The organism is Streptomyces sp. NPDC101237, assembly GCF_044767465.1.
Classification (GTDB): domain Bacteria; phylum Actinomycetota; class Actinomycetes; order Streptomycetales; family Streptomycetaceae; genus Streptomyces; species Streptomyces gramineus.
The window spans coordinates 255,740-278,832 of the sequence record NZ_JBIWNY010000003.1; the positions used below are offsets into that span (position 1 = coordinate 255,740).

Consider the following 23,093-nt stretch of genomic DNA (forward strand, 5'->3'; position numbering starts at 1 on the left):
GGCGGGGTCCGTGCCGCGTGGTTCAGGGCACGTACGCCGGTGACACCGCCGCGGTGGTGAGGCGCCGTGGCGTGCCGGTGCCGTCGGCCGGGATCTCGTACAGGTCCGCCCCGTAGTCGCCCGGCAGGGCGTAGACGAGCGTGTGGTCGTCCTTCCACACCGCCTGGTCGTCGACGCTGCGGGACTCGGCCAGCGGGGTCTCCCGCATCGTCCCGAGGTCCAGCACGTACAGGTGCCAGGGGGCGTCCTCCGGGAGGCCCTGGACGCGCTTCTTGTAGGCGACGCGGGTGCCGTCCGGGGAGAGGGAGGGGCATTCGACGTTCGGGTGGACGGTGGTGACCGTGCGGGTGCGCAGGTCGCCGCGGACCAGGTACGTCGAGCCCTTCGTCGCCAGGGTGGCGTAGAAGGTGCGGTCGTCGGACGCGAACGTCACGCCCCAGAGGTTGACGTCCGCCGCGTGGTAGGAGCGGCCGTCCCTCAGGACGCGGAACGCCTCCAGGGAGGGGATCAGCGTGCCGGTGCGGGTGTCGACGATCGCCGTGCGCGTGGAGAAGTCCGTGCCGGCGTAGCTGTCACCGCCCACGAACGCCGTCCAGGCCGCGTACCGGCCGCTGGGGGAGACCCGGGCGCGGGACGGGATGCCCGGGACGTCGTAGTGGGCGGTGGCGTGCAGCCGCGCGTTGAGGACCAGGGCGCGGTAGGTGTCCGAGACCGGGCCGTGGACGGCCTGGAGGCAGACGCCGGTGCCCGCGGCGGCGTGGAACCGCAGGCACTTGACGCCGGACGCGGTGCGCGGGGCGGACGGGTCGGACGCCGGGACCGTGGTCAGCTCGTCGCGGTGCGGGCCCCACGCCATGTTGCGGAAGACCATGCGGTGTCGGGCGGTCAGGGTGACCGTGCCCGCGGAGACCTCGGGGCCGCCCGCCTGGACCTGGTCGCGGCGCTCGGCCCGTGCCGAGGCGTGCAGGACGGCGGTCAGGGCGACGGCCGTCAGGACCGCCAGCGCCGACACGAGGATCAGGACACGGGAGCGCGGGGTCATACGGCCGCCTTCCGGACGGGACGCAGGGACACGGCGTAGGCGGCGCACGCGGCGAGCGCGGCCGTGGCCAGCAGCAGGGCCGTACGGTCGCCCCACAGCGTCCAGGCCGCGCCGAACGCCAGCGAGCAGGCGAACCGCGCTCCCGCCTGGCCCGTCTGGACCAGCGCCAGGCCCGAGGAGCGCAGCGCCTGCGGCACGCTGTCCGAGGCGGCCGCCATCAGCACCCCGTCGGTCGCCGCGTAGAACGTGCCGTGCAGGGCGAGGACCGCGTACGGCAGGGCCGAGCCGTGCCGGGACGTGAGCAGCAGGGCGTACGCCAGCAGCAGGGCGCCGTGGCCGGCCAGGAAGACGTGCCAGCGGCCCCAGCGGTCCGCGAGGCGGCCGAGGGGCACGGCCAGCAGGAGGAACGCGGCGGCCGTCCCGAGCGGGAGGAGGGCGAACCAGCGGTCCGGGACGCCGAGCCGGCGTTGCAGCAGCAGGTAGACGAAGGAGTCGCTGACCGTCGCGAGGCCGAGGAGCAGCGCGCACACCGTGAGGCGGCGCAGGTCCCGGTGGGCGAGCAGGGCGAGGGCCGCGCGCAGGGTGGGGCGGGCGTCGGCGGGAGCCGCCGCGCCCCGGCCTCCCGGCACGAACAGGACCAGCACCAGGACCCCGGTCACCGCCACGCAGAAGCTCACCGTGAACACCGCGTCGTAGCCGTCCACCGTCGCCCGCAGGATCAGGAACGCGGCCAGCGGGCCGAGCAGGGCGCCCGCCGTGTCCATCGCCCGGTGCGCGCCGAAGGCGCGGCCGCGGGTCTCGGGGGTGCTGGAGAGCGAGATGAGGGCGTCGCGCGGGGCCGTGCGCAGGCCCTTGCCGGTGCGGTCCGCGGCCAGCACCAGGCCGATGGGGGTGAGGGTGTGGGCGACCAGCAGCAGGGGCTTGCACAGCGCGGAGAGCGCGTAGCCCGCGCCCGCCACCCACTTGTGCCGGCCGCCGCCGCGGTCCGCGAGGTGGCCGCCGACCAGGCGGACGACCGCCGAGAAGCCGTTGTAGACGCCGTCCAGGAGACCGAAGCCCAGCGGGGACAGGCCCAGGCCCGCCACCAGGTACAGCGGCAGGACCGCCGTCACCATCTCCGAGGACACGTCGGTGATCAGGCTGACCGTGCCGAGGGCGAGGACGGTGGGGGCGACCGCGGTGCGGTACCGCCCGGCCGGTGCGGGCCGGGCGGTCCCTTCCGCGGACGCCGCCGGGGTGCTCGCGCGGCTGTCCGCTACGTACACGTCAGGACGCCCAGATCCCGGTGATGTCGTCGGCCGAGGCCGCGTTGCCGGCGTGCGCGCTCAGGCCCTGGGTGTCCTCCAGGGTGCGCAGCAGGTCGTAGTGGTTGTAGGTGGTGGAGGAGGTGGCGCCCGCCTTGACCGGCTGGCCGTACAGGACCGTCGGGATGCGGTTGCCGGCCAGGCGGTTGTCCTCGTCCATGGTGACGACGAGGAGGCTGTTGTGGGTCTTGGCCCAGGTCGCGTACGCGCCGAGTTTGTTCTTCAGCCAGGTGTCGCCGGTGGACACCGAGCAGTCGTGCATGTCGCTGCACAGGTTGGGGGTGACGAAGGAGAGCTGGGGCAGGGTGGTGTAGTCGGTCGGGAACTGGGTGAACGTCTTGGCGGTCGACGTCGGGACGTTGCTGAAGCCGAACCACGGGTTGTGCTTGCGCGCGTAGTCGCCGCTGCTGCACGTGGTCGAGCCCTGGCTCGGCAGGGTCTCGTTGTAGCTGGCCCAGGTGCGGCCGGCCGCCAGCTGCTCGGAGGCGAGGTTCGCCGCCTTGGAGAAGCCCGCGGTGTAGCAGCCGTCGTCGGTGATGCCCTGGGTGGCGCCGGAGAACAGGGCGAAGTAGTTGGGCTGGCTCGGGTGGGTCTCGGCGTACATCTGGGTCAGGTTGGCGCCGCCGGACGCCAGCGAGTTGATGTACGGGGCGCTGGACGAGCCGATGACCTGGCTGTACGCGTGGTTCTCGAAGACCACGACGATCACGTGGTCCGGGGCCGGTACGGCACTCGCGGCGTGCGCGGTCGTGCCGCCGAGCCCGGTCCACAGGCCGGCCGCGGCCGCGGTGAAGGCGGTGGCGGAGGCCACCGCGGTACGGGCTCGGCGCAGCGTCGACGAACGTGCGGAACTGCCGGACACATCAACCTCCGGTGCTGGGGAAGGGTGGGAGGGGTTCGGTGGCGGTGCGGACAGAGCATGCACACGCCAATTATCTCCTGTCCCACCGCCCCCGACCCGGCGGATGAAGACCGGGTGAACTGCTCCCGCGGGCCGCCTGGTCGGCCCACGTCCACGTCGTCTGGCTGAACGGCTCCCCCTTGCCGAAGCCGAGGACCCTGCGCGGCCGCACCGCGAGGACCAGGGCCCGGCCGGGCCCGTGGTGGAAGTGGCCGTCGGCCACCTCGTAGTGCCAGGACGGGCCGTACTTCGCCTCCCAGGCAGCCGCCAGCTCGCGCAGCCGCCCGTCGTCCGCGACCCGCACCGCCTCACCCTCCACCGCCAGGTCGAATCCCCGGTCCCAGCCGTTGACGCCGGTGGTCAGGACGACGTGCGGGTTCCCCGCGAGGTTGCGCTCCTTGCGCTCGCCGGGGCCGGTGCTGAAGTGCAGGGCGCCGTCGTGCCAGACCGCGAGCAGCGGGGTGACGTGCGGCCGCCCGTCCGGCCGTACCGTGGACAGCCAGAACAGCTCGGCGCCGGTGAGCAGCCGCTCCGCCTCCGCCCAGTCACGGGCCCGGGCGCCGGGGCTGCTGTAGCGGGCGTCCAGCACACCCTCGGGTTCGCGCATGATGCCTCCTTCGGTCCTGCTGCCGGTGCACACCCGGTGAGGACCACGATCGCGCCGCGAACTCATCGGCGCCCGGGACCGGCTCTGCGGTTAGGCTCTGGCGTGGACGACCTTGATCCGGTTCGCGATCCGATGGGAGGCCGCGGATGACGCCGGGGCGCAGGAGCAGTACTTTCACGCGACTGCTGCGGCACGGCTTCACCGATGCCTCGGCCGCCGAGCGGCTGCTCGACGGCCCCGAACTGGCGGCCGTGCGCGACGACCCGGTCCTCCTGGAGGCACTCGGTGCCACCGCCGACCCGGATCTCGCCCTGGACGGCCTGGTACGGCTCCTCGAGGCCCAGCCCGGCCCCACCGCCCACCGGGAACTGCTCGACACCCTGATAGCGGCCAAGCCGCTGCGGGACCGCCTGCTGGGCGTCCTCGGCGCCTCCGCCGCGCTCGCCGACCACCTGGTCCGGCACCCGCGGGACTGGGAGGCGCTGGTCACCTACGAGCCCCGGGACCTGCACCCGGGCGTCGTGGAGTTCGAGCGCGGCCTGGCCGAGGCCGGCGACCCGGTCGGCCTGCGGGTCGCCTACCGGCGCTGCCTGCTGTCCATCGCCGCCCGGGACGTGTGCGGCACCATCGACGTCGCCCAGACCGCCGCCGAGCTGGCCGACCTCGCCACCGCCACCCTGCGCGCCGCCCTCGCCCTCGCCGGGCGCGCCGCGCCCGAGGACGCCGCCGCCTGCCGGCTCTCGGTGATCGCCATGGGCAAGTGCGGCGGCCACGAACTGAACTACGTCTCCGACGTCGACGTCATCTTCGTCGCCGAGGCCGCCGCGGGCGCCGACGAGGCCAAGGCCCTGCGCTCGGCCACCAAGCTCGCCTCGCACATGATGCGGATCTGCTCCGAGACCACGGTGGAGGGCTCGATCTGGCCGGTCGACGCCAACCTCCGGCCCGAGGGCCGCAACGGTCCCCTCGTGCGCACCCTGAGCAGCCATGTCGCCTACTACCAGCGGTGGGCCAAGACCTGGGAGTTCCAGGCGCTGCTCAAGGCCCGCCCGGTCGCCGGCGACCCCGACCTGGGCCAGGAGTACCTCGACGCCCTCGAACCGATGGTCTGGAAGGCCGCCGAACGCGACAACTTCGTCGCCGACGTGCAGCAGATGCGCCGCCGGGTGGTGGCGAACATCCCTGTCGCCGAGGTCGACCGCGAGCTGAAGCTCGGCCCCGGCGGCCTGCGCGACGTCGAGTTCGCCGTCCAGCTCCTTCAGCTGGTGCACGGGCGCGCCGACGCCACCGTCCGTTCCGGCAGCACCCTCATCGCCCTCCAGGCCCTCGCCGCGGGCGGCTATGTGGGCCGTGCCGACGCCACCCAGCTCGACGACGCCTACCGCTTCCTGCGCTCCATGGAGCACCGCATCCAGCTCTACCGGCTGCGCCGCACCCACCTGGTCCCCGAGGACCAGGCCGACCTGCGCCGCCTCGGCCGTTCGCTGGGCCTGCGCACCGATCCGGTGACCGAGCTGACCCGTGAGTGGAAGCGGCACACCGGTGTCGTACGGCGCCTGCACGAGAAGCTCTTCTACCGTCCGCTGCTCGACGCGGTCGCCCAGCTCGGGCCTGGCGAGGTCAGGCTGAGCCCGAAGGCGGCCCGGGAGCGGCTGGAGGCGCTCGGCTACGCCGACCCGGCCGCCGCCCTGCGCCACCTGGAGGCGCTCGCCTCGGGCGTCACCCGCAAGGCCGCCATCCAGCGCACCCTGCTGCCCGTCCTGCTGGGCTGGTTCGCCGACTCCGCCGACCCGGACGCGGGCCTGCTGAACTTCCGCAAGGTCTCCGACGCCCTCGGCAAGACCCCGTGGTACCTGCGGCTGCTCAGGGACGAGGGCGCCGCCGCCGAGAACCTCGCCCGGGTCCTGTCGGCCGGCCGGCTCGCTCCCGACCTGCTGATGCGCGCGCCCGAGGCGGTCGCCCTGCTCGGCGACGGCGAGGGCGCGGCCCGCGAGGGCGGCGGACCCGGCGGCGGCCTCGACCCGCGCGGACGTGCCCAGCTGGAGCGGGAGACCCTCGCAGCCGTCGGCCGCGCCGACAACGCCGCGGACGGCGTGCGGGCCGCGCGTGGCGTGCGCCGCCGCGAGCTGTTCCGCACCGCGGCCGCCGACATCGTCGACTCCTACGGCACCGAGACCAACCCCGTGGAGGCCGACCAGGGCGCTCTGGTGGACCGGGTCGGCGGCGCGGTCTCCGACCTCACGGCGGCCACCCTCGCCGGCACCCTGCGGGCGGTGGTCCGCGAGGGCTGGGGCGACACGCTGCCGACCCGGTTCACGATCATCGGGATGGGCCGGTTCGGCGGCCACGAGCTGGGCTACGGCTCCGACGCGGACGTGCTGTTCGTGCACGAGCCCCAGGACGGCGTGCCCGAGCGGGAGGCCGCCGACGCGGCGAACAAGGTGGTCTCCGAGATGCGGCGGCTGCTCCAGATCCCGAGCGCCGACCCGCCGTTGCTGATCGACGCCGACCTGCGGCCCGAGGGCAAGTCGGGACCGCTGGTGCGCACCCTCAAGTCCTACGAGGCGTACTACCGGCGGTGGTCGCTGATCTGGGAGTCCCAGGCCCTGCTGCGGGCCGAACCGGTCGCGGGCGACGAGGAACTGGGCCGCCGGTTCATCGAACTCGTCGATCCGCTGCGCTATCCGGCGGAGGGGCTCGGCGAGGACGCGGTCCGTGAGATCCGGCGGCTGAAGGCCCGGATGGAGACCGAACGGCTGCCGCGCGGGACCGACCCCAAGCTGCACACCAAGCTCGGTCCTGGCGGGCTGTCCGACGTGGAGTGGACCGTGCAGCTGCTCCAGATGCGGCACGGCTGGGCCGAGCCGGGGCTGCGCACCACCCGGACCCGCGAGGCGCTGGCCGCGGCGTGCGCGGCGGGGCTGCTGGGCACCGAGGAGGCCGCGATCCTGGACGAGGCGTGGGTGCTGGCCACGCGGGTGCGCAACGCGGTCATGCTGGTGCGCGGCCGGGCCGGCGACACGTTTCCCCCCGAGACCCGGGAACTGGCCGCTGTGGGCCGGTACCTCGGGTACGGGGACGGGCACGCCGGGGACATGCTGGACGCCTACCGGCGGACGGCGCGGCGGGCCCGCGTGGTGGTGGACGAGCTGTTCTACGGGGCGTAGCCGGAGCGACCGCCGCCGGCGTACGGCCGCTGCCCTGCGTACGGCCACTGCCCTGCGTACGGCCGCGGGGCCGGGGTCCGCGCGGTCAGCTCCCGCATCGTCTCCGGCGCCGCCAGGTCCAGCGCCACGGCGCCGCCAGGTCCGGCGCCGAACCCAGCGCCAGGTCCTCCAGCGCTATCAGCAGCGGCATGACCGCCGCGGCGGCGAAGCGCGCCTCCAGCAGTACCGTGACCGCGCGCTCGTACGGCGCCGGCACGCTGGGGGCCCGCACGGGCGAGGTCATCAGGAGCGGGATCGTCTTCGGGTGCGCGGCGAACGCGGTCCGGTAGGAACGGGCCCAGGTCTCCCGCGCGGTGTCCCAGGGCGTCAGGTCCAGCGTCGCGGGATCGGTCACCCGCGGTGGCGGGCCGGGTCGCGCCGGGACACCGGGCCGACCTGACCGTCTTCGGCCTCGACCTCGTCGCGGCACCGGCGCACGAGCCGGCACAGGCACCCGTACGGATGACGGTGACCGGCGCGCACGTGGTGCACCGGGACGAGTGAAGCGACGGTGGGGGAGGCGGCCCGGGACCGGGCTACGTCCGTCTCGGCAGCGTGTAGGGCAGCGTGCCGTACCAGAGGCGGGCCGTCAGGAAGCCGAAGGTCAGGCAGAGCATGCCGCCCACCGCGTCCAGCCAGAAGTGGTTGGCCGTGGCGACGATGACCAGCAGCGTGGTCGTCGGATAGAGCAGCCCCAGCATCCGTGCCCACGGCACCGAGGCCAGGGCGAAGACCGTCAGGCCGCACCACAGCGACCAGCCGATGTGCATGGACGGCATCGCGGCATACTGGTTGGACATGTGCTTCAGGTCGCCGGAGGCCATCGAACCCCAGGTGTGGTGGAGCGTCACCGTGTCGACGAACAGGCCGCCGGTCGTCAGCCGCGGCGGGGCGAGCGGGAACAGGTAGTAGCCGAGGAGGGCCACGCCGGTCGTCCCGAAGAGGGCGAGGCGGGCCGCCGCGTACCGGCCCGGATGACTGCGGTAGAGCCACACCAGCACCCCCAGCGTCACCACGAAGTGCAAGGTCGCGTAGTAGTAGTTCATCCCGATGATCAGCCAAGTCACCGAGTTCACGGCATGGTTGACCGAGTTCTCGACGGCGATGCCCAGCACGTGCTCGGCCCGCCAGACCCAGTCCGCGTTGCGCAGCGCCTGCGCCTTCTGTTCCGGGACCGCGTTGCGGATGAGCGAGTAGATCCAGTAACTCACCGCGATCAGCAGGATCTCGAACCACAGCCGGGGCCGGCGCGGGGTGCGCAGGCGCCGCAGGAATCCTTGGTCTCCTTCGCCCGTGACGGTCCGCGGAAGGGTCTGTTCTGCGCGACCTTCCGGCTCTGTCACGGTCGAGTCACTCATAGGCACAGAGTCTGCCAGAAAAGACGTCTTCGACAGATCATCCCAAGGTTGGCATCGCAGTGCATGTCCTACTGCGCGGCGACTACTTCGCTGGTACCGCCGCCGTAGAACCGCGTACCACCAATTCCGGCATGAAAACGAACTCGCTGTGCGGGGCGGGCGTCCCGCCGATCTCCTCCAGCAGGGTGCGCACCGCCGCCTGCCCCATCGCCGGGACCGGCTTGCGGACCGTGGTGAGCGGCGGATCGGTGAAGGCGATCAGCGGCGAGTCGTCGAAACCGACCACCGAGACGTCCCGCGGGACGTCCAGACCCCGCTGCCTGGCCGCCCGTATCGCGCCGAGCGCCATCATGTCGCTGGCGCAGACGATCGCGGTGCAACCGCGGTCGATGAGCGCCGTGGTCGCCGCCTGGCCGCCCTCCAGGGTGTAGAGGGAGTGCTGGACCAGCTCGGTCTCGATCGTCTGGGCCGGCAGCCCCAACTGGTCCTGCACGGCCCGTACGAAGCCCTCGATCTTGCGCTGCACGGGCACGAAGCGCTTCGGGCCGAGGGCCAGGCCGATGCGGGTGTGGCCGAGGGAGGCGAGATGGGTGACGGCCAGGGTCATCGCGGCCCGGTCGTCGGGGGAGATGAACGGCGCCTGCACCTTGGGCGAGAAACCGTCCACCAGGACGTACGGCACGCCCTGCGCCCGCAGCCGCTCGTAGCGCTGCATGTCGGCGGTGGTGTCCGCGTGCAGGCCCGAGACGTAGATGATGCCCGCGACCCCGCGGTCCACCAGCATCTCGGTCAGCTCGTCCTCCGTGGACCCGCCGGGGGTCTGGGTGGCGAGCACCGGGGTGTAGCCCTGCCGGGTCAGCGCCTGGCCGATGACCTGGGCCAGGGCCGGGAATATCGGGTTCTCCAGCTCGGGGGTGATCAGCCCCACCAGGCCCTCGCTGCGCTGTCGCAGCCGTACCGGACGCTCGTAGCCGAGGACGTCCAGTGCGGCGAGCACGGACTGGCGGGTGGTGGCGGCGACGCCCGGCTTCCCGTTGAGGACCCGGCTGACGGTCGCCTCGCTCACCCCCGCCTGCGCTGCGATGTCGGCAAGCCGTGTGGTCACGGCACTGGACTGTACCGGCCGCATGTCCCCCTGCCCACCGATCGGGCGCCTGATGCGGCCTGGGGGGCGGCCCGGGGCGGGCTGCTGCGTCATCGCACTCCCTCGTGAAACGTGATGGCAAGAGCTTGCAGAGTCTTGCACAAGAGGCCCGCGTAGCGCCCTACCGCCGTAAACAACCGGCAATCAAGCGTCTCACGGTGGTCGCCGAGAGGTCACGCGCGGATAACTTCGGCGATGTCTTGCACTTTTTTGCTGCAAGGTCTTTCGTCGCGCTTACATCGCTGTTACGTTCCCTGACGCCCGGCCGCCGCAAAGGCGCTGTCGGCACGACAGCGAGGACGGCGGACGGGGCCGCCCTCGCATCACTCGGGCTTTTCACCCTCAAGGAGAACTCATGCGGCGTGGCATAGCGGCCTCCGCGCTGGTGGCGTCCCTCGCCCTCACGGCGACGGCGTGCGGCGGGAGCGACAGCGACAGCAAGTCGGACGGCCCGGTCACCATCACCTGGTGGGACACCTCCAACGCCACCAATGAGGCGCCGACGTACAAGGCCCTGGTCAAGGAGTTCGAAGCCGCGAACAAGGGCATCAAGGTCAACTACGTCGACGTCCAGTTCGACCAGGCGCAGAACAAGTTCGACACGGCGGCCCAGTCCGGCAAGGGCGCCCCCGACGTGCTGCGCTCCGAGGTCGGCTGGACCCCCGCCTTCGCCAAGGCCGGCTACTTCCTGCCGCTGGACGGGACCGGCGCCCTCGCGGACAAGGACAAGTTCCAGCCCAGCCTGATGACGCAGGCCCAGTACGAGGGCAAGACCTACGGTGTCCCGCTGGTCACCGACACCCTGGCGCTCGTCTACAACAAGGCCCTGCTGAAGAAGGCCGGCATCACCGAGGCCCCGAAGACCTGGGACGAGGTGCGCACCGACGCCGCCAAGATCCAGGACAAGGCCAAGGTCACCGGCTACTGGGGCCCCGAGGCGGCGTACTACACCCAGCCCTTCCTGTACGGCGAGGGCACCGACATGGTCGACGCCTCCGCCAAGAAGATCACCCTCACCTCGGCGGCGGCCAAGAAGGGCTACCAGACCTGGCTGGACCTCTACTCCGGCAAGGGCCTGCAGAAGGCGGACACCACCGCCGACGCCTACGCCCACCGCCAGGACGCCTTCGTCAACGGCAAGGTCGCCATGACCATGGAGGGCCCCTGGGAGATCACCAACTTCTACAAGGGCTCCGCGTTCGGCGACAAGTCCAACCTCGGCATCGCCACCGTCCCGGCCGGCTCCACCGGCAAGGCGGGCGCCCCCACCGGCGGCCACAACCTCTCCATCTACGCCGGCATCGACAAGGCCCACCAGGAAGCCGCCGAGAAGTTCGTCGCCTTCATGACGTCCGCCAAGACGCAGACGCAGATCGCCCTGAAGAACTCCACCCTGCCGACCCGCTCCGACGCGTACACCGCCGAGGTCAAGTCCGACCCGGGCATCGCCGGCTACCAGGCCGTCCTGTCCTCCGCGCAGCCGCGCCCGGCGCTGGCCGAGTACTCCTCCCTGTGGGGCCCGGTCGGCACCGAGCTGACCAAGGTCGCCGGCGGCAAGGAGTCCCTCGACAAGGGCCTGGGCAACGCCGAACTCGGGGTCGAGAAGCTCGTCCCCGACTTCAGCAAGTAGGTCCGAGCGGCCGCCGGATCCCCCCGACCGCTGGGGAGGGTCCGGCGGCCACCGGTCTGTGCCCAGCCCGACCCCGGAAAACCCAGAAGGTGCCGAACCATGACAGTCGCCATCGACCGCGCGACCGGCAAGCGCCACGGCGACCGCGCGCCCCGCCCCGGGCTGGGCCAGCGGATCCGCAGCAGCTACCAGAAGTACTGGTACGCCTACGCGATGGTCGCCCCCGTGGCCGTCGTGCTCGGCGCGCTCGTCGTCTACCCGCTGGTGTACGGCTTCTACCTGACGCTGACCGACGCCAACAGCCTCAACACCGCCCGCACGATCGGCGTCAACCACATCGACGCCACCTACAAGTTCATCGGCCTGGACAACTACAAGGACATCCTGTTCGGCCCGACGTCCTACGACCGCTTCTGGTCGCACTTCGTCTGGACGATCGTGTGGACCGCGCTCTGCGTCACCCTGCACTACACCATCGGCCTGGGCCTGGCCCTGCTGCTCAACGAGAAGTTCCGCGGCCGCACCTTCTACCGCATGGTCCTGGTGCTGCCCTGGGCGGTGCCGACCTTCGTCACGGTGTTCGGCTGGCGGTTCATGCTCGCCGACGGCGGCATCGTCAACGCGGCCCTGCACTTCCTCCATCTGCCGCAACCCGACTGGCTTGAGGACACCTTCTGGCAGCGGGCCGCGGCGATCCTCGTCAACACCTGGTGCGGTGTGCCGTTCATGATGCTCTCGCTGCTCGGCGGCCTCCAGGCCATCGACGGCACGCTCTACGAGGCCGCCGAGATGGACGGCGCCGGCGCCTGGCAGCGCTTCCGGTACGTCACCCTGCCCGGCCTGCGGTCCGTCAGCTCCACGGTGGTCCTGCTCGGCATCATCTGGACCTTCAACCAGTTCGCCGTCATCTTCCTGCTGTTCGGCAACACCGCCCCGGACGCGCAGATCCTGGTCACCTGGGCCTACTTCCTCGGCTTCGGACAACAGCCGCGTGACTTCGCCCAGTCCGCCGCCTACGGCATGCTGCTGCTGGCCATCCTGATCGTCTTCACCTCCTTCTACCGCCGCTGGCTCAACCGCAACGACCAGCAGCTCGCGATCTGAGGCAGGAGTTCCCATGAGTACGACCACGGTCCAGACCTCCGCCCAGGTCGCCGAGGAGACCCCCGTGACGACCCGCAGTCCCCGTGTCCGCCGCCGCGGCGAGCGCGGCCCGCTCGGCACCGCCGTCACCCACGGCATCCTGGGCGTCGCGAGCCTGATCGCGTTCTTCCCGGTCGGCTGGCTGATCTTCCTGTCGCTGGGCCCGGACAAGGACGACTACCTCCATCCGGGCGGCATCTGGCACAAGATGACGCTGGACAACTACTCCTTCGTCCTCCAGCACACCGGCTTCTGGGACTGGTTCAGGACGACGATGATCGTCGTCGGCGGCACGACGGTGATCGGGCTGATCCTCGCCTCCACCACCGGATACGCCGTCTCCCGGATGCGCTTCCCGGGCTACCGCAAGTTCATGTGGCTGCTGCTGGTCACCCAGATGTTCCCGATCGCCGTCCTGATCGTGCCGATGTACCAGATCCTGTCCAGGCTCGGCCTCATCGACAGCTACCTCGGCCTGATCCTGGTCTACTGCACCACCGTCGTCCCCTACACGGCGTGGCTGCTGAAGGGCTACTTCGACACCATCCCCTTCGAGATCGACGAGGCCGGCCGGGTCGACGGGCTCTCCCCGTTCGGCACCTTCTTCCGGCTGATCCTGCCGCTGGCCAAGCCGGGCCTCGCGGTCGCCGCGTTCTACAACTTCCTCACCGCCTTCGGCGAGGTCGCCTTCGCGTCCACGTTCATGCTCAGCGACGACAAGTACACGTTCGCGGTGGGGCTGCAGAGCTTCATCAGCGAGCACGACGCGCAGCGCAACCTGATGACCGCGACGGCCGTGCTGATCGCGATACCGGTGGCCGTGTTCTTCTACCTCGTGCAGAGGAACCTGGTGACCGGCCTCACCGCGGGCGGCACGAAGGGGTAGCGCGCCGGTTCACCGGCGCCCCGCAAGGGGCGCGGGGAACTGCGCGACCAGCCCCGACGGCGCCGCACCCGAAACCCGAGGCGGCCGCGATGTCCATCCGACCCCGCTGACACCGCGGCCGTCTCGTCATCACCGATCCACGCACGCCTGATCCGATGACCCCTTCACGTACCAAGGACGCCATGAGCCAGCAGCACTCCGCCATCGCCCCGGCACCGAACCCCGCCAAAGCCAAGCGCAGCGACTGGTGGCGGGACGCGGTGATCTACCAGGTCTATCCGCGCAGCTTCGCCGACAGCAACGGCGACGGCATGGGCGACCTGGAGGGTGTGCGTTCCAGACTCCCGTACCTGCGCGACCTCGGCGTCGACGCCGTGTGGCTCAGCCCGTTCTACGCCTCGCCGCAGGCCGACGCGGGCTACGACGTCGCCGACTACCGGGCCGTGGACCCGATGTTCGGCAACCTTCTCGACGCCGACGCGCTGATCCGGGACGCCCACGGGCTCGACCTCAGGATCATCGTCGACCTGGTCCCCAACCACTCCTCCGACCAGCACGAGTGGTTCAAGCGGGCCCTGGCGGAGGGCCCCGGCTCGCCGCTGCGGGACCGCTACCACTTCCGTCCGGGCAAGGGCGAGAACGGCGAGCTCCCGCCCAACGACTGGGAGTCCATCTTCGGCGGACCGGCCTGGACGAGGGTGCCGGACGGCGAGTGGTACCTGCATCTCTTCGCTCCGGAGCAGCCCGACTTCAACTGGGAGCACCCGGCCGTCGGCGACGAGTTCCGTTCCATCCTGCGCTTCTGGCTGGACATGGGCGTGGACGGCTTCCGCATCGACGTGGCGCACGGCCTGGTGAAGGCGGAGGGCCTGCCGGACCTCGGCGGCGCCGACCAGCTGAAGCTGCTGGGCAACGATGTCATGCCGTTCTTCGACCAGGACGGCGTGCACGAGATCTACCGGCAGTGGCGGCACGTCCTCGACGAGTACGCCGAAAACGACATGGGGCCCGAAGGGTCTTCCGAAGAGGGGCGGTGGTGGGCGACGGGCGGGCGCATCTTCGTGGCCGAGGCCTGGACCCCGACCGTGGAGCGCACCGCGAACTACGTCCGCCCGGACGAGCTGCACCAGGCCTTCAACTTCCAGTACCTGAGCACCGCCTGGGACGCGAAGGAACTGCGCACGGTCGTCGACCGCACCCTGGAGGCGATGCGCCCGGTCGGCGCTCCGGCCACCTGGGTCCTCTCCAACCACGACGTCACCCGGCACGCGACCCGCTTCGCCAACCCGCCCGGTCTCGGCACCCAGATCCGCACGGCCGGAGACCGGGAGCTGGGCCTGCGCAGGGCCCGCGCGGCCACCCTGGTGATGCTGGCGCTGCCCGGCTCGGCCTACGTCTACCAGGGCGAGGAACTCGGCCTCCCGGACGTCGTGGACCTGCCCGACGAGGTCCGCCAGGACCCGGCGTACTTCCGCGGCGCGGGCCAGGACGGCTTCCGGGACGGCTGCCGGGTGCCGATCCCCTGGACGCGGGAGGGCTCGTCGTACGGCTTCGGCGGCGGGGGCAGCTGGCTCCCGCAGCCCGCCGGATGGGGCGAGCTGAGCGTCGAGGCGCAGAGCGGCGAGGCGGGCTCCACCCTGGAGCTGTACCGCGCCGCGCTGCACCTGCGGCGGACCTGCTCCGACCTGGGCGCGGGCGAGTCGGTGGAGTGGCTGCGCGCCGCGGACGGCGTGCTGGCCTTCCGGCGCGGGGAGTTCGTGTGCGTCGCGAACACCGGCGGGGAGTCGGTGACCATTCCGGCGTACGGCCGGGTGCTCCTGGCCAGCGGCGAGATCACCGAGGCGGACGGCGAGGCGAAGCTGCCGGCCGACACCACCGTCTGGTGGACGACCGCCTGACGGTCCGTGATGAAATAATTTATCGCGTCAACTTGTGAGGGCCCGCTACCCATCCGGGGAGCGGGCCCTTAACATCTGCGCAACCGCAAGGTTTCAGCAACCTTTCAGCAAGAGCCTTCATCGGCGCCTTCAATGACGAAGGAACCCCCACATGGCACCCAAGATCCTCTCCGCCGCGCTGGCGCTGGCCGCGTGCAGCGTTGTCATGACCCCGTCCGTCGCGGCGGCGTCGCCGCCCGGCACCAAGGACGTCACCGCCGTCCTCTTCGAGTGGAAGTACGCCTCGGTCGCCAAGGAGTGCACCGCCACCCTGGGCCCCGCGGGCTACGGATACGTGCAGGTCTCACCGCCCGCCGAGCACATACAGGGCTCCCAGTGGTGGACCTCCTACCAGCCGGTGTCGTACAAGATCGCGGGCCGCCTCGGCGACCGCACGGCCTTCCAGAACATGGTGAACACCTGCCACGCGGCCGGTGTGAAGGTGGTCGTCGACTCGGTGATCAACCACATGTCGGCGGGCAGCGGCACCGGCACCGGCGGCTCGTCGTACACCAAGTACGACTACCCGGGCCTGTACTCCTCCTACGACTTCGACGACTGCACCTCGCCGGTCTCGAACTACGCCGACCGCTGGAACGTCCAGCACTGCGAACTCGTCGGCCTCGCCGACCTGGACACCGGCGAGGAGTACGTCCGCAAGACCATCGCCGGCTACCTGAACGACCTGCTGAGCCTCGGCGTCGACGGGTTCCGCATCGACGCGGCCAAGCACATCCCGGCCGAGGACCTCGCCAACATCAAGTCCCGGCTCACCAACCCGTCCGCCTACTGGAAACAGGAGGTCATCTACGGCGCGGGCGAGGCCGTCCAGCCCACCGAGTACACCGGCAACGGGGACGTCCAGGAGTTCCGCTACGCCTACGACCTCAAGCGTGTCTTCAACGACGAGAACCTCGCCTACCTCAAGAACTACGGCGAGGGCTGGGGATACATGAGCAGCTCGGTCGCCGGGGTCTTCGTCGACAACCACGACACCGAGCGCAACGGCTCGACGCTCGACTACAAGGACGGCGCCAACTACACCCTGGCCAACGTCTTCATGCTCGCCTATCCCTACGGCGCCCCGGACATCAACTCCGGCTACGAGTGGAGTGACGCGGACGCGGGCCCGCCCAACGGCGGCACGGTCAACGCCTGCTGGCAGGACGGCTGGAAGTGCCAGCACGCCTGGCCGGAGATCATCCGCATGGTCGCCTTCCGCAACGCGACCCGCGGCCAGGCGGTGACGAACTGGTGGGACGACGGCGCCGACGCGATCGCCTTCGGCCGGGGCGCGAAGGGGTTCGTGGCGATCAACCACGAGACCGGCTCCCTCACCCGGACCTACCAGACGTCCCTGCCGGCGGGCACCTACTGCAACGTGCAGAACAACACGAGCGTGACGGTGAACGGCTCCGGCCAGCTCACCGCGACCCTCGGCGCCAACACGGCCCTCGCGGTCTACGCCGGGAAGACGGCCTGCTGACCGGTGTCCGGCGGCCCGCACCGCCGGACACGGCGCGCGGGCGGCGGGGTACGGCCGCGGAGCCGCGGCCCCGCCGCCCGCGACGCGACGCGCCCGGTCAGTCGGTCACGTCGACGTGCCTGGCCAGCGCGGTGACCGACAGGTCGCCGTGGTCGACCCACTGCGGGAAGGCCAGCGTCCTGTGCCGGGTGGCGGCGGGCGGGGTGATCTCCAGGTAGGAGGCGTGCACCGCGCCCGAGGTGCCGGTGTTGGCGTGCGTCCAGGCCACCACGGCCTCGGCGCTCTCGCCGTCCTTCAGGACCAGGGTCTTCCTGCCGGGGTCCTTGGCGTACCAGGTGTCGCCCCAGTGCGTGTGGGCCGCGAGCGCGTGGTGCGCGGTGTTCTCCAGTCCGAGGCCGGGGTAGCCGCGCACCGCGCAGGACCTGCCGCTGAGGTTGCGCAGCCTGATCACGACGCCCTCGTGGTTCATCCCCCCGGCGAGCTGCCGGCCGAAGGTGGCCTTGAGCGCGTTCGCGGAGCAGGTCGACGCCTGCCGCGCGGTGCTGGGGCTCGCGGCCTGCGCCGTGCCCGCCCAGGCGAGGCCCAGGCCGGCGACGGCGGCCACGGCGAGCACCGCGCGGCCGGTCCTGCGGCGGACGCGGCCCCCGACGGTGCGGGTCCGGTCGATGGTGTTCCGGTGATCGTTCACGGTGACGGTGCTCCACTCGTGCTCCGCGGCGCGGTCGGCGGCGCTAACCGTACCCGCTCTCCCCGCCGTCCTCTGGTGACCTACACACGGTTCGATGCGGGATACAGCCGTTTTGTTCAGCGGAACCCGGAAAAATCTCCCGCCGCCGCCGTTCCGGCGCCCGTCGTGCGGCCGGTGGAGCACGCCCGCGCCGGGGGAGCGGCCTTCGCGGGCGAAGGTGTCCGCACGGCCGTTGAAAGTTCTTTCCGGGAATTGCACACCTCTTGCTGTAATCCTTTCGGCGGCGGTACGGTCGCGCGGGGTCGGACCCAAGAGAGCCGCTATCGCTAGGAGTTCACACCGGTGATACATGTCAGACGGCTCGCGGCCGTCGCCGTCGCCGCCCTCGCCGCCGCGCTCGTGCAGCCCCTGGCCGCACACGCCGCCGCACCGCCCGCACCGCCGTCCGACGCGAAGCTCGCCGCCGAGCCCGCCCGGCACGACGACACGCGCGAGCAGTTCTACTTCGTCATGCCGGACCGTTTCGCCAACGGGGACACCGGCAACGACAAGGGCGGCCTCACCGGCTCCCGCCTCTCCACCGGCTACGACCCCACCGACAAGGGCTTCTACCAGGGCGGTGACCTCAAGGGCCTGACCAAGCGGCTCGACTACATCAAGGGCCTCGGCACCACCGCCCTGTGGATGGCCCCGATCTTCAAGAACAAGCCGGTGCAGGGCACCGGGAGCAACGCCTCGGCCGGCTACCACGGCTACTGGATCACCGACTTCACCCGGGTCGACCCGCACTTCGGAACCAACGCGGACCTCAAGACCCTGATCTCCACGGCGCACGCCAAGGGCATGAAGGTCTTCTTCGACGTCATCACCAACCACACGGCGGACGTCGTCGACTACGAGGAGAAGTCCTACGACTACCTCTCCAAGGGCGCCTTCCCCTACCTGACGAAGGACGGCCGACCCTTCGACGACGCCGACTACGCGGCCGGCGGCAAGGGGTTCCCGGCCGTCTCCGCCGCCTCCTTCCCGCGTACGCCGACCGTGGCCGGCGACCGCAAGGTGCCGTCCTGGCTCGACGACCCGACGATGTACCACAACCGGGGCGACTCCACCTTCGCCGGCGAGTCCGCGACCTACGGCGACTTCTCCGGCCTCGACGACCTGTGGACCGAGCGTCCCGAGGTCGTCAGCGGCATGGAGAAGATCTACCAGCGGTGGGTGCGCGACTACGACGTCGACGGCTTCCGGATCGACACCGTGAAGAACGTCGACATGCCGTTCTGGACCCAGTGGGCGACCGCGCTCGACGCCTACGCGGCCCGGCACGGCCGCAAGGACTTCTTCATGTTCGGCGAGACCTACTCCGCCGACACCTCGGTCACCTCCCCGTACGTCACCCAGGGACGGCTGGACGCCACCCTCGACTTCCCGTTCCAGGACGCGGCCCGCGCCTACGCCTCCCAGGGCGGCAGCGCGCGGAAGCTGGCGAGCGTCTTCGGTGACGACTACAAGTACACGACCGACAAGGCCAACGCCTACGAGCAGGTCACCTTCCTCGGCAACCACGACATGGGCCGGATCGGGTACTTCCTGCGGCAGGACGACCCGAAGGCCACCGACGCCGAACTGCTGGCCAAGGACCGGCTCGCCAACGAGCTGATGTTCCTCAGCCGCGGCAACCCGGTCGTCTACTACGGCGACGAACAGGGCTTCACCGGTTCGGGCGGCGACAAGGACGCCCGGCAGACGATGTTCGCCTCGAAGGTCGCCGACTACCTGGACGACGACGAGATCGGCACCGACCGGACCGCCGCGAGCGACGCCTACGACACCCGGGCACCGCTCTACCGGCAGATCAGCGCTCTCTCCAGGCTGCGCGCCGCCAACCCCGCGCTCGCCGACGGCGTGCAGACCGAGCGCTACGCGGCCGACGGAGCGGGCGTCTACGCGTTCACCCGGACGGACGCGAGGACCGGCCAGGAGTACGTCGTCGCCTTCAACAACGCCGGCACGGCACGGACCGCGTCCTTCACCACCGGCTCCGCGGGCATGCGCTACCGCGCGCTCTACGGCACCCACGGCACCGTGACCTCCGACGGCGCCGACCGCCTGACCGTCACCGTTCCCGCCGGATCCGCCGTCGTCTACAAGGCCGCCGGCCCCCTCGACAGGCCCGCCGCCCGCCCCGAGATCACCCTCGCCGCCCCGGCCGCGGGCGCCACCGGCACCGTCGAGCTGACCGCCGACGTCACCGGCGGCGGGCTCGACCGGGTCGTCTTCGCCGCCCAGGTCGGCGACGGCAGGTGGACCACGCTCGGCTCCGCCGACCACGCCCCCTACAAGGTCACCCAGACCCTCGACGGCACGCTCCCGGCCGGCACCGCGCTGCGCTACAAGGCGGTCGTCGTCGACATCGCCGGCCACCGGTCCGCCGCGACGGCCGAGAGCACCTCCGGCACCCCGGCCGCCCCCGAGACCCCCACCGCCTCCTCCCGCGACTACGCGGTCGTCCACTACAAGCGCACCGACGGCGACTACGGCGACTGGGGCCTGTACGCCTGGGGCGACATCGCCGACGGCGAGGCGACCACCTGGCCCGCCGGCCATCCGTTCACCGGCCGCGACGCGTACGGAGCCTTCGCGTACGTCAAGCTGAAGCCCGGTGCCTCGACCGTGGGCTTCCTCGTCGTCGACAAGAACGGCGACAAGGACGTCTCCGCCGACCGCTCCATCGACGTCACCAGGACCGGCGAGGTCTGGATCGAACAGGGGAAGGCGGACGTGATGACCGAACGCCCCGCCTATCCCGCCCAGGACACCACCAAGGCGGTCGTCCACTACCACCGCGCCGACGGGAACTACGACGGCTGGGGCCTGCACGTCTGGACGGGCGCCGCACACCCCACGGACTGGTCCAGCCCCCTGAAGCCGGTGCGGACCGACGCCTACGGCGCGGTCTTCGAGGTACCGCTCGCCGAGGGCGCCACCGCCCTCAGCTACATCATCCACAACGGCGACGAGAAGGATCTCCCCGCCGACCAGTCCCTCGATCTCAAGGCCGACGGCTACGAGGTGTGGCTGCTGAACAGCCAGGAAGGACACCTGCTCCCGCAGCCCGCCGGCAGCGCGGCCGCGCTCGACCTGACCACCTCCAAGGCCGTCTGGATCGACCGGGACACGGTCGCCTGGAACGGCGTGGACGGCGCCGCCTCCACCCAGCTCCTGTACTCCCGCGACGGCTCCATCGCCACCGCGGACGGCAGGCTGACGAGCGACGACGAGCGGTGGCTGCGGCTGACGAGGACCGCCCTCACCGACGCCCAGAAGGCCAGGTTCCCCCACCTGAAGGACTACACGGCCTGGTCGGTCGACCCGCGCGACCGGGGCCGGGTGCGCGAGGCGCTCACCGGCCAGCTCGTCGCCTCCCAGCGGGCCGTGAACGGCGCGGTGCTGGCCGCGACCGGCGTCCAGACCGCCGGAGTCCTCGACGACCTGTACGCGACCGCGACGAAGGCCAGTCTCGGTCCGGTCTTCCGCCACGGCAGGCCGACCCTCTCCGTCTGGGCGCCGACCGCGCAGAGCGTGCGGGCCGAGATCGGCGGCACCACCGTGGCGATGCGGCGCGACGCCGCCACCGGCGTGTGGTCGGTCACCGGCCCCGGGTCCTGGAAGAACCAGCCCTACCGGTACGTCGTCAAGGTCTGGGCGCCCAGCGTCCGGAAGGTGGTGACCAACAAGGTCACCGACCCCTACTCGGTCGCCCTGACCGCGAACTCCGAGCGCAGTCTCGTCGTCGACCTGGACGACCGGTCGCTCGCCCCCGGCGGCTGGTCCACCTACACCAAGCCCAGGGCGGTGCCCCTCAAGGACGCCCAGATCCAGGAACTGCACGTGCGGGACTTCTCGGTGGCCGACGACACGGTGCCGGCCGCCGACCGGGGCACCTACCTGGCCTTCACCGACAAGGACAGCGACGGCTCGAAGCACCTGCGGGAACTCGCGAGGTCCGGGACGTCCTACGTCCACCTCCTGCCGGCGTTCGACTTCGCCACCGTGCCCGAGAGGAAGGCGGACCAGGCGAGCCCCGGCTGCGACCTCGCCTCCTACCCGGCCGACTCCGCCGAGCAGCAGAAGTGCGTCGCCGCGACCGCCGCCGAGGACGCCTACAACTGGGGATACGACCCGTACCACTTCACGGTCCCGGAGGGTTCCTACGCCACCGACCCGGACGGCACCGCCCGTACCGTCCAGTTCCGGCGGATGGTCAAGTCGCTGAACGACGACGGCCTGCGGGTCGTCATGGACGTCGTCTACAACCACACCGCGGCGAGCGGGCAGGCCGACACGTCCGTCCTGGACCGGATCGTGCCCGGCTACTACCAGCGGCTGCTCGCCGACGGCTCGGTCGCGAACAGCACCTGCTGCGCCAACACCGCGCCCGAGAACGCCATGATGGGCAAACTGGTGGTCGACTCGATCGTCACCTGGGCCAGGGAGTACAAGGTCGACGGCTTCCGCTTCGACCTCATGGGCCACCACCCCAAGGCCAACATCCTGGCCGTCCGCAAGGCCCTGGACGCGCTGACCGTCGCGAAGGACGGCGTCGACGGAAGGAAGATCATCCTGTACGGCGAGGGCTGGAACTTCGGCGAGGTCGCCGACGACGCCCGCTTCGTGCAGGCCACCCAGGCCAACATGGCCGGCACCGGCGTCGCCACCTTCTCCGACCGCGCCCGGGACGCGGTGCGCGGCGGCAGCCCCTTCGACGAGGACCCCGGCGTCCAGGGCTTCGCGTCCGGCCTGTACACCGACCCCAACTCCTCGTCCGCCAACGGCACTGTCGCCGAGCAGAAGGCCCGGCTGCTGCACTACCAGGACCTGATCAAGGTCGGTCTGAGCGGCAGCCTCGCCCGGTACCGGTTCACCGACACCGACGGCAAGGAGGTCACCGGGGCCGGGGTCGACTACAACGGCTCCCCGGCCGGGTACGCGGACGCGCCGGGCGACGCCGTCGCCTACGCCGACGCGCACGACAACGAGTCGCTGTTCGACGCGCTGACGTACAAGCTGCCGTCGGCGACCAGCGCCCGGGACCGGGCCAGGATGCAGGTCCTCGCGATGGCCACCGCCACCCTGTCGCAGGGCCCGTCGCTCTCCCAGGCGGGCACCGACCTGCTCCGCTCCAAGTCGCTCGACCGCAACTCCTTCGACAGCGGCGACTGGTTCAACGCCATCCACTGGAACTGCCGGGACGGCAACGGCTTCGGACGCGGCCTGCCCATGGCCGCCGACAACGCCCCCAAGTGGCCGCAGGCCGCACCGCTGCTGAGGTCGGTGCGCGTCGGGTGCGCGGAGATCGACGGAGCCTCGGCCGCCTACCGCGATCTGCTGAGAATCCGTACGACCGACAACGTGTTCTCGCTGGACACCGCTGGACAGGTGCAGTCGAAGCTCTCCTTCCCGCTGTCCGGCAAGGACGAGACGCCGGGCGTGATCACGATGGAACTCGGCGACCTCGTCGTCGTGTTCAACGCCACGCCTGAACGGCAGGAACAGCGGGTGGGCGCCCTGGCCGGGACCGGATACCGGCTGCACCCGGTGCAGGCGGCGGGCGCCGACCCGGTCGTCAAGGCCGCGTCGTACGACCGGGCCGCCGGTACGTTCATCGTTCCGGGGCGGACCGTGGCGGTGTTCTCCCGGTCCGCCTGAGATCCGCACTACGTTGGTGGGGCAGGCCCCAAACCGGGTGCTGCCCCACCGG

At 71.3% G+C, this 23,093-nt stretch carries 15 protein-coding genes and 1 pseudogene; 8 read left to right on the top strand and 8 right to left on the bottom strand.

The window, feature by feature from the left end; genetic code table 11:
• Positions 1-22: 22 nt before the first annotated feature.
• The 4 genes from ACIRQ9_RS07095 to ACIRQ9_RS07110 form a co-directional block, all read right to left on the bottom strand.
• Positions 23-1,042: a TolB family protein gene (locus ACIRQ9_RS07095; RefSeq protein WP_404167985.1), complete on the bottom strand. Its 1,020-nt coding sequence runs from the start codon at positions 1,040-1,042 to the stop codon at positions 23-25.
• The gene (locus tag ACIRQ9_RS07100; protein WP_404167987.1) at positions 1,039-2,307 is read right to left on the bottom strand and encodes an MFS transporter; all 1,269 of its coding nucleotides are present in this window, start codon (positions 2,305-2,307) and stop codon (positions 1,039-1,041) included. The genes ACIRQ9_RS07095 and ACIRQ9_RS07100 overlap by 4 nt, the downstream gene beginning before the upstream one ends.
• A 1-nt stretch (position 2,308) precedes the next feature.
• Positions 2,309-3,208 carry an alkaline phosphatase family protein gene (locus ACIRQ9_RS07105; protein WP_404167989.1) on the bottom strand — a complete coding sequence of 300 codons (900 nt, stop codon included), beginning with the start codon at positions 3,206-3,208 and terminating at the stop codon, positions 2,309-2,311.
• A gap of 70 nt (positions 3,209-3,278) precedes the next feature.
• Positions 3,279-3,854 (bottom strand): pyridoxamine 5'-phosphate oxidase family protein, encoded by a 576-nt coding sequence (locus ACIRQ9_RS07110; protein ID WP_404167991.1) that lies wholly within the window; start codon positions 3,852-3,854, stop codon positions 3,279-3,281.
• A 146-nt stretch (positions 3,855-4,000) separates the two neighbouring features.
• Here ACIRQ9_RS07110 and ACIRQ9_RS07115 point away from each other — a divergent pair, with 146 nt between their 5' ends.
• Positions 4,001-7,021 (top strand): bifunctional [glutamine synthetase] adenylyltransferase/[glutamine synthetase]-adenylyl-L-tyrosine phosphorylase, encoded by a 3,021-nt coding sequence (locus ACIRQ9_RS07115; protein ID WP_404167993.1) that lies wholly within the window; start codon positions 4,001-4,003, stop codon positions 7,019-7,021.
• Positions 7,022-7,148: 127 nt separating this feature from the next.
• Here the strand turns inward: ACIRQ9_RS07115 and ACIRQ9_RS07120 are convergent.
• A pseudogene (locus ACIRQ9_RS07120) lies at positions 7,149-7,409 on the bottom strand (TetR/AcrR family transcriptional regulator C-terminal domain-containing protein); the annotation flags it as partial.
• Positions 7,410-7,420: 11 nt separating this feature from the next.
• Between ACIRQ9_RS07120 and ACIRQ9_RS07125 the strand changes: the two are divergent.
• The gene (locus ACIRQ9_RS07125; protein WP_404167995.1) at positions 7,421-7,564 is read left to right on the top strand and encodes a hypothetical protein; all 144 of its coding nucleotides are present in this window, start codon (positions 7,421-7,423) and stop codon (positions 7,562-7,564) included.
• 32 nt (positions 7,565-7,596) lie between these two features.
• Here the strand turns inward: ACIRQ9_RS07125 and ACIRQ9_RS07130 are convergent, their stop codons facing one another.
• Both ACIRQ9_RS07130 and ACIRQ9_RS07135 read right to left on the bottom strand, forming a co-directional pair.
• A complete protein-coding gene (locus tag ACIRQ9_RS07130; RefSeq protein ID WP_404167997.1) occupies positions 7,597-8,418 on the bottom strand; it encodes a phosphatase PAP2 family protein in 822 nt (273 codons plus the stop codon).
• A gap of 82 nt (positions 8,419-8,500) precedes the next feature.
• Positions 8,501-9,523 carry a LacI family DNA-binding transcriptional regulator gene (locus ACIRQ9_RS07135; RefSeq protein ID WP_404167999.1) on the bottom strand — a complete coding sequence of 341 codons (1,023 nt, stop codon included), beginning with the start codon at positions 9,521-9,523 and terminating at the stop codon, positions 8,501-8,503.
• A 394-nt stretch (positions 9,524-9,917) separates the two neighbouring features.
• Between ACIRQ9_RS07135 and ACIRQ9_RS07140 the strand changes: the two genes are divergently transcribed.
• The 5 genes from ACIRQ9_RS07140 (at position 9,918) to ACIRQ9_RS07160 (ending at position 16,644) form a co-directional block, all read left to right on the top strand.
• The gene (locus ACIRQ9_RS07140; protein WP_404168001.1) at positions 9,918-11,192 is read left to right on the top strand and encodes an extracellular solute-binding protein; all 1,275 of its coding nucleotides are present in this window, start codon (positions 9,918-9,920) and stop codon (positions 11,190-11,192) included.
• A 99-nt stretch (positions 11,193-11,291) separates the two neighbouring features.
• A complete protein-coding gene (locus ACIRQ9_RS07145) occupies positions 11,292-12,296 on the top strand; it encodes a carbohydrate ABC transporter permease (protein WP_404168003.1) in 1,005 nt (334 codons plus the stop codon).
• Between the two features lie 13 nt (positions 12,297-12,309).
• Positions 12,310-13,221: a sugar ABC transporter permease gene (locus ACIRQ9_RS07150; protein ID WP_404168005.1), complete on the top strand. Its 912-nt coding sequence runs from the start codon at positions 12,310-12,312 to the stop codon at positions 13,219-13,221.
• Positions 13,222-13,403: 182 nt separating this feature from the next.
• Positions 13,404-15,119, top strand: a complete 1,716-nt coding sequence (locus ACIRQ9_RS07155) for a glycoside hydrolase family 13 protein (RefSeq protein WP_404168007.1) — start codon at positions 13,404-13,406, stop codon at positions 15,117-15,119.
• A gap of 151 nt (positions 15,120-15,270) precedes the next feature.
• Positions 15,271-16,644 carry an alpha-amylase family protein gene (locus tag ACIRQ9_RS07160; RefSeq protein ID WP_404168009.1) on the top strand — a complete coding sequence of 458 codons (1,374 nt, stop codon included), beginning with the start codon at positions 15,271-15,273 and terminating at the stop codon, positions 16,642-16,644.
• 97 nt (positions 16,645-16,741) lie between these two features.
• Here ACIRQ9_RS07160 and ACIRQ9_RS07165 read toward each other — a convergent pair whose 3' ends face one another.
• Positions 16,742-17,332, bottom strand: coding sequence for a DUF4232 domain-containing protein (locus ACIRQ9_RS07165; protein WP_404168011.1), 591 nt, complete (start codon positions 17,330-17,332; stop codon positions 16,742-16,744).
• 342 nt (positions 17,333-17,674) lie between these two features.
• On the opposite strand from ACIRQ9_RS07165, the gene pulA reads away from it, so the two are divergent.
• Complete coding sequence (gene pulA, locus ACIRQ9_RS07170) at positions 17,675-23,041, top strand: pullulanase-type alpha-1,6-glucosidase (RefSeq protein ID WP_404168013.1); 5,367 nt, start codon at positions 17,675-17,677, stop codon at positions 23,039-23,041.
• The last annotated feature ends 52 nt before the right edge of the window (positions 23,042-23,093 follow it).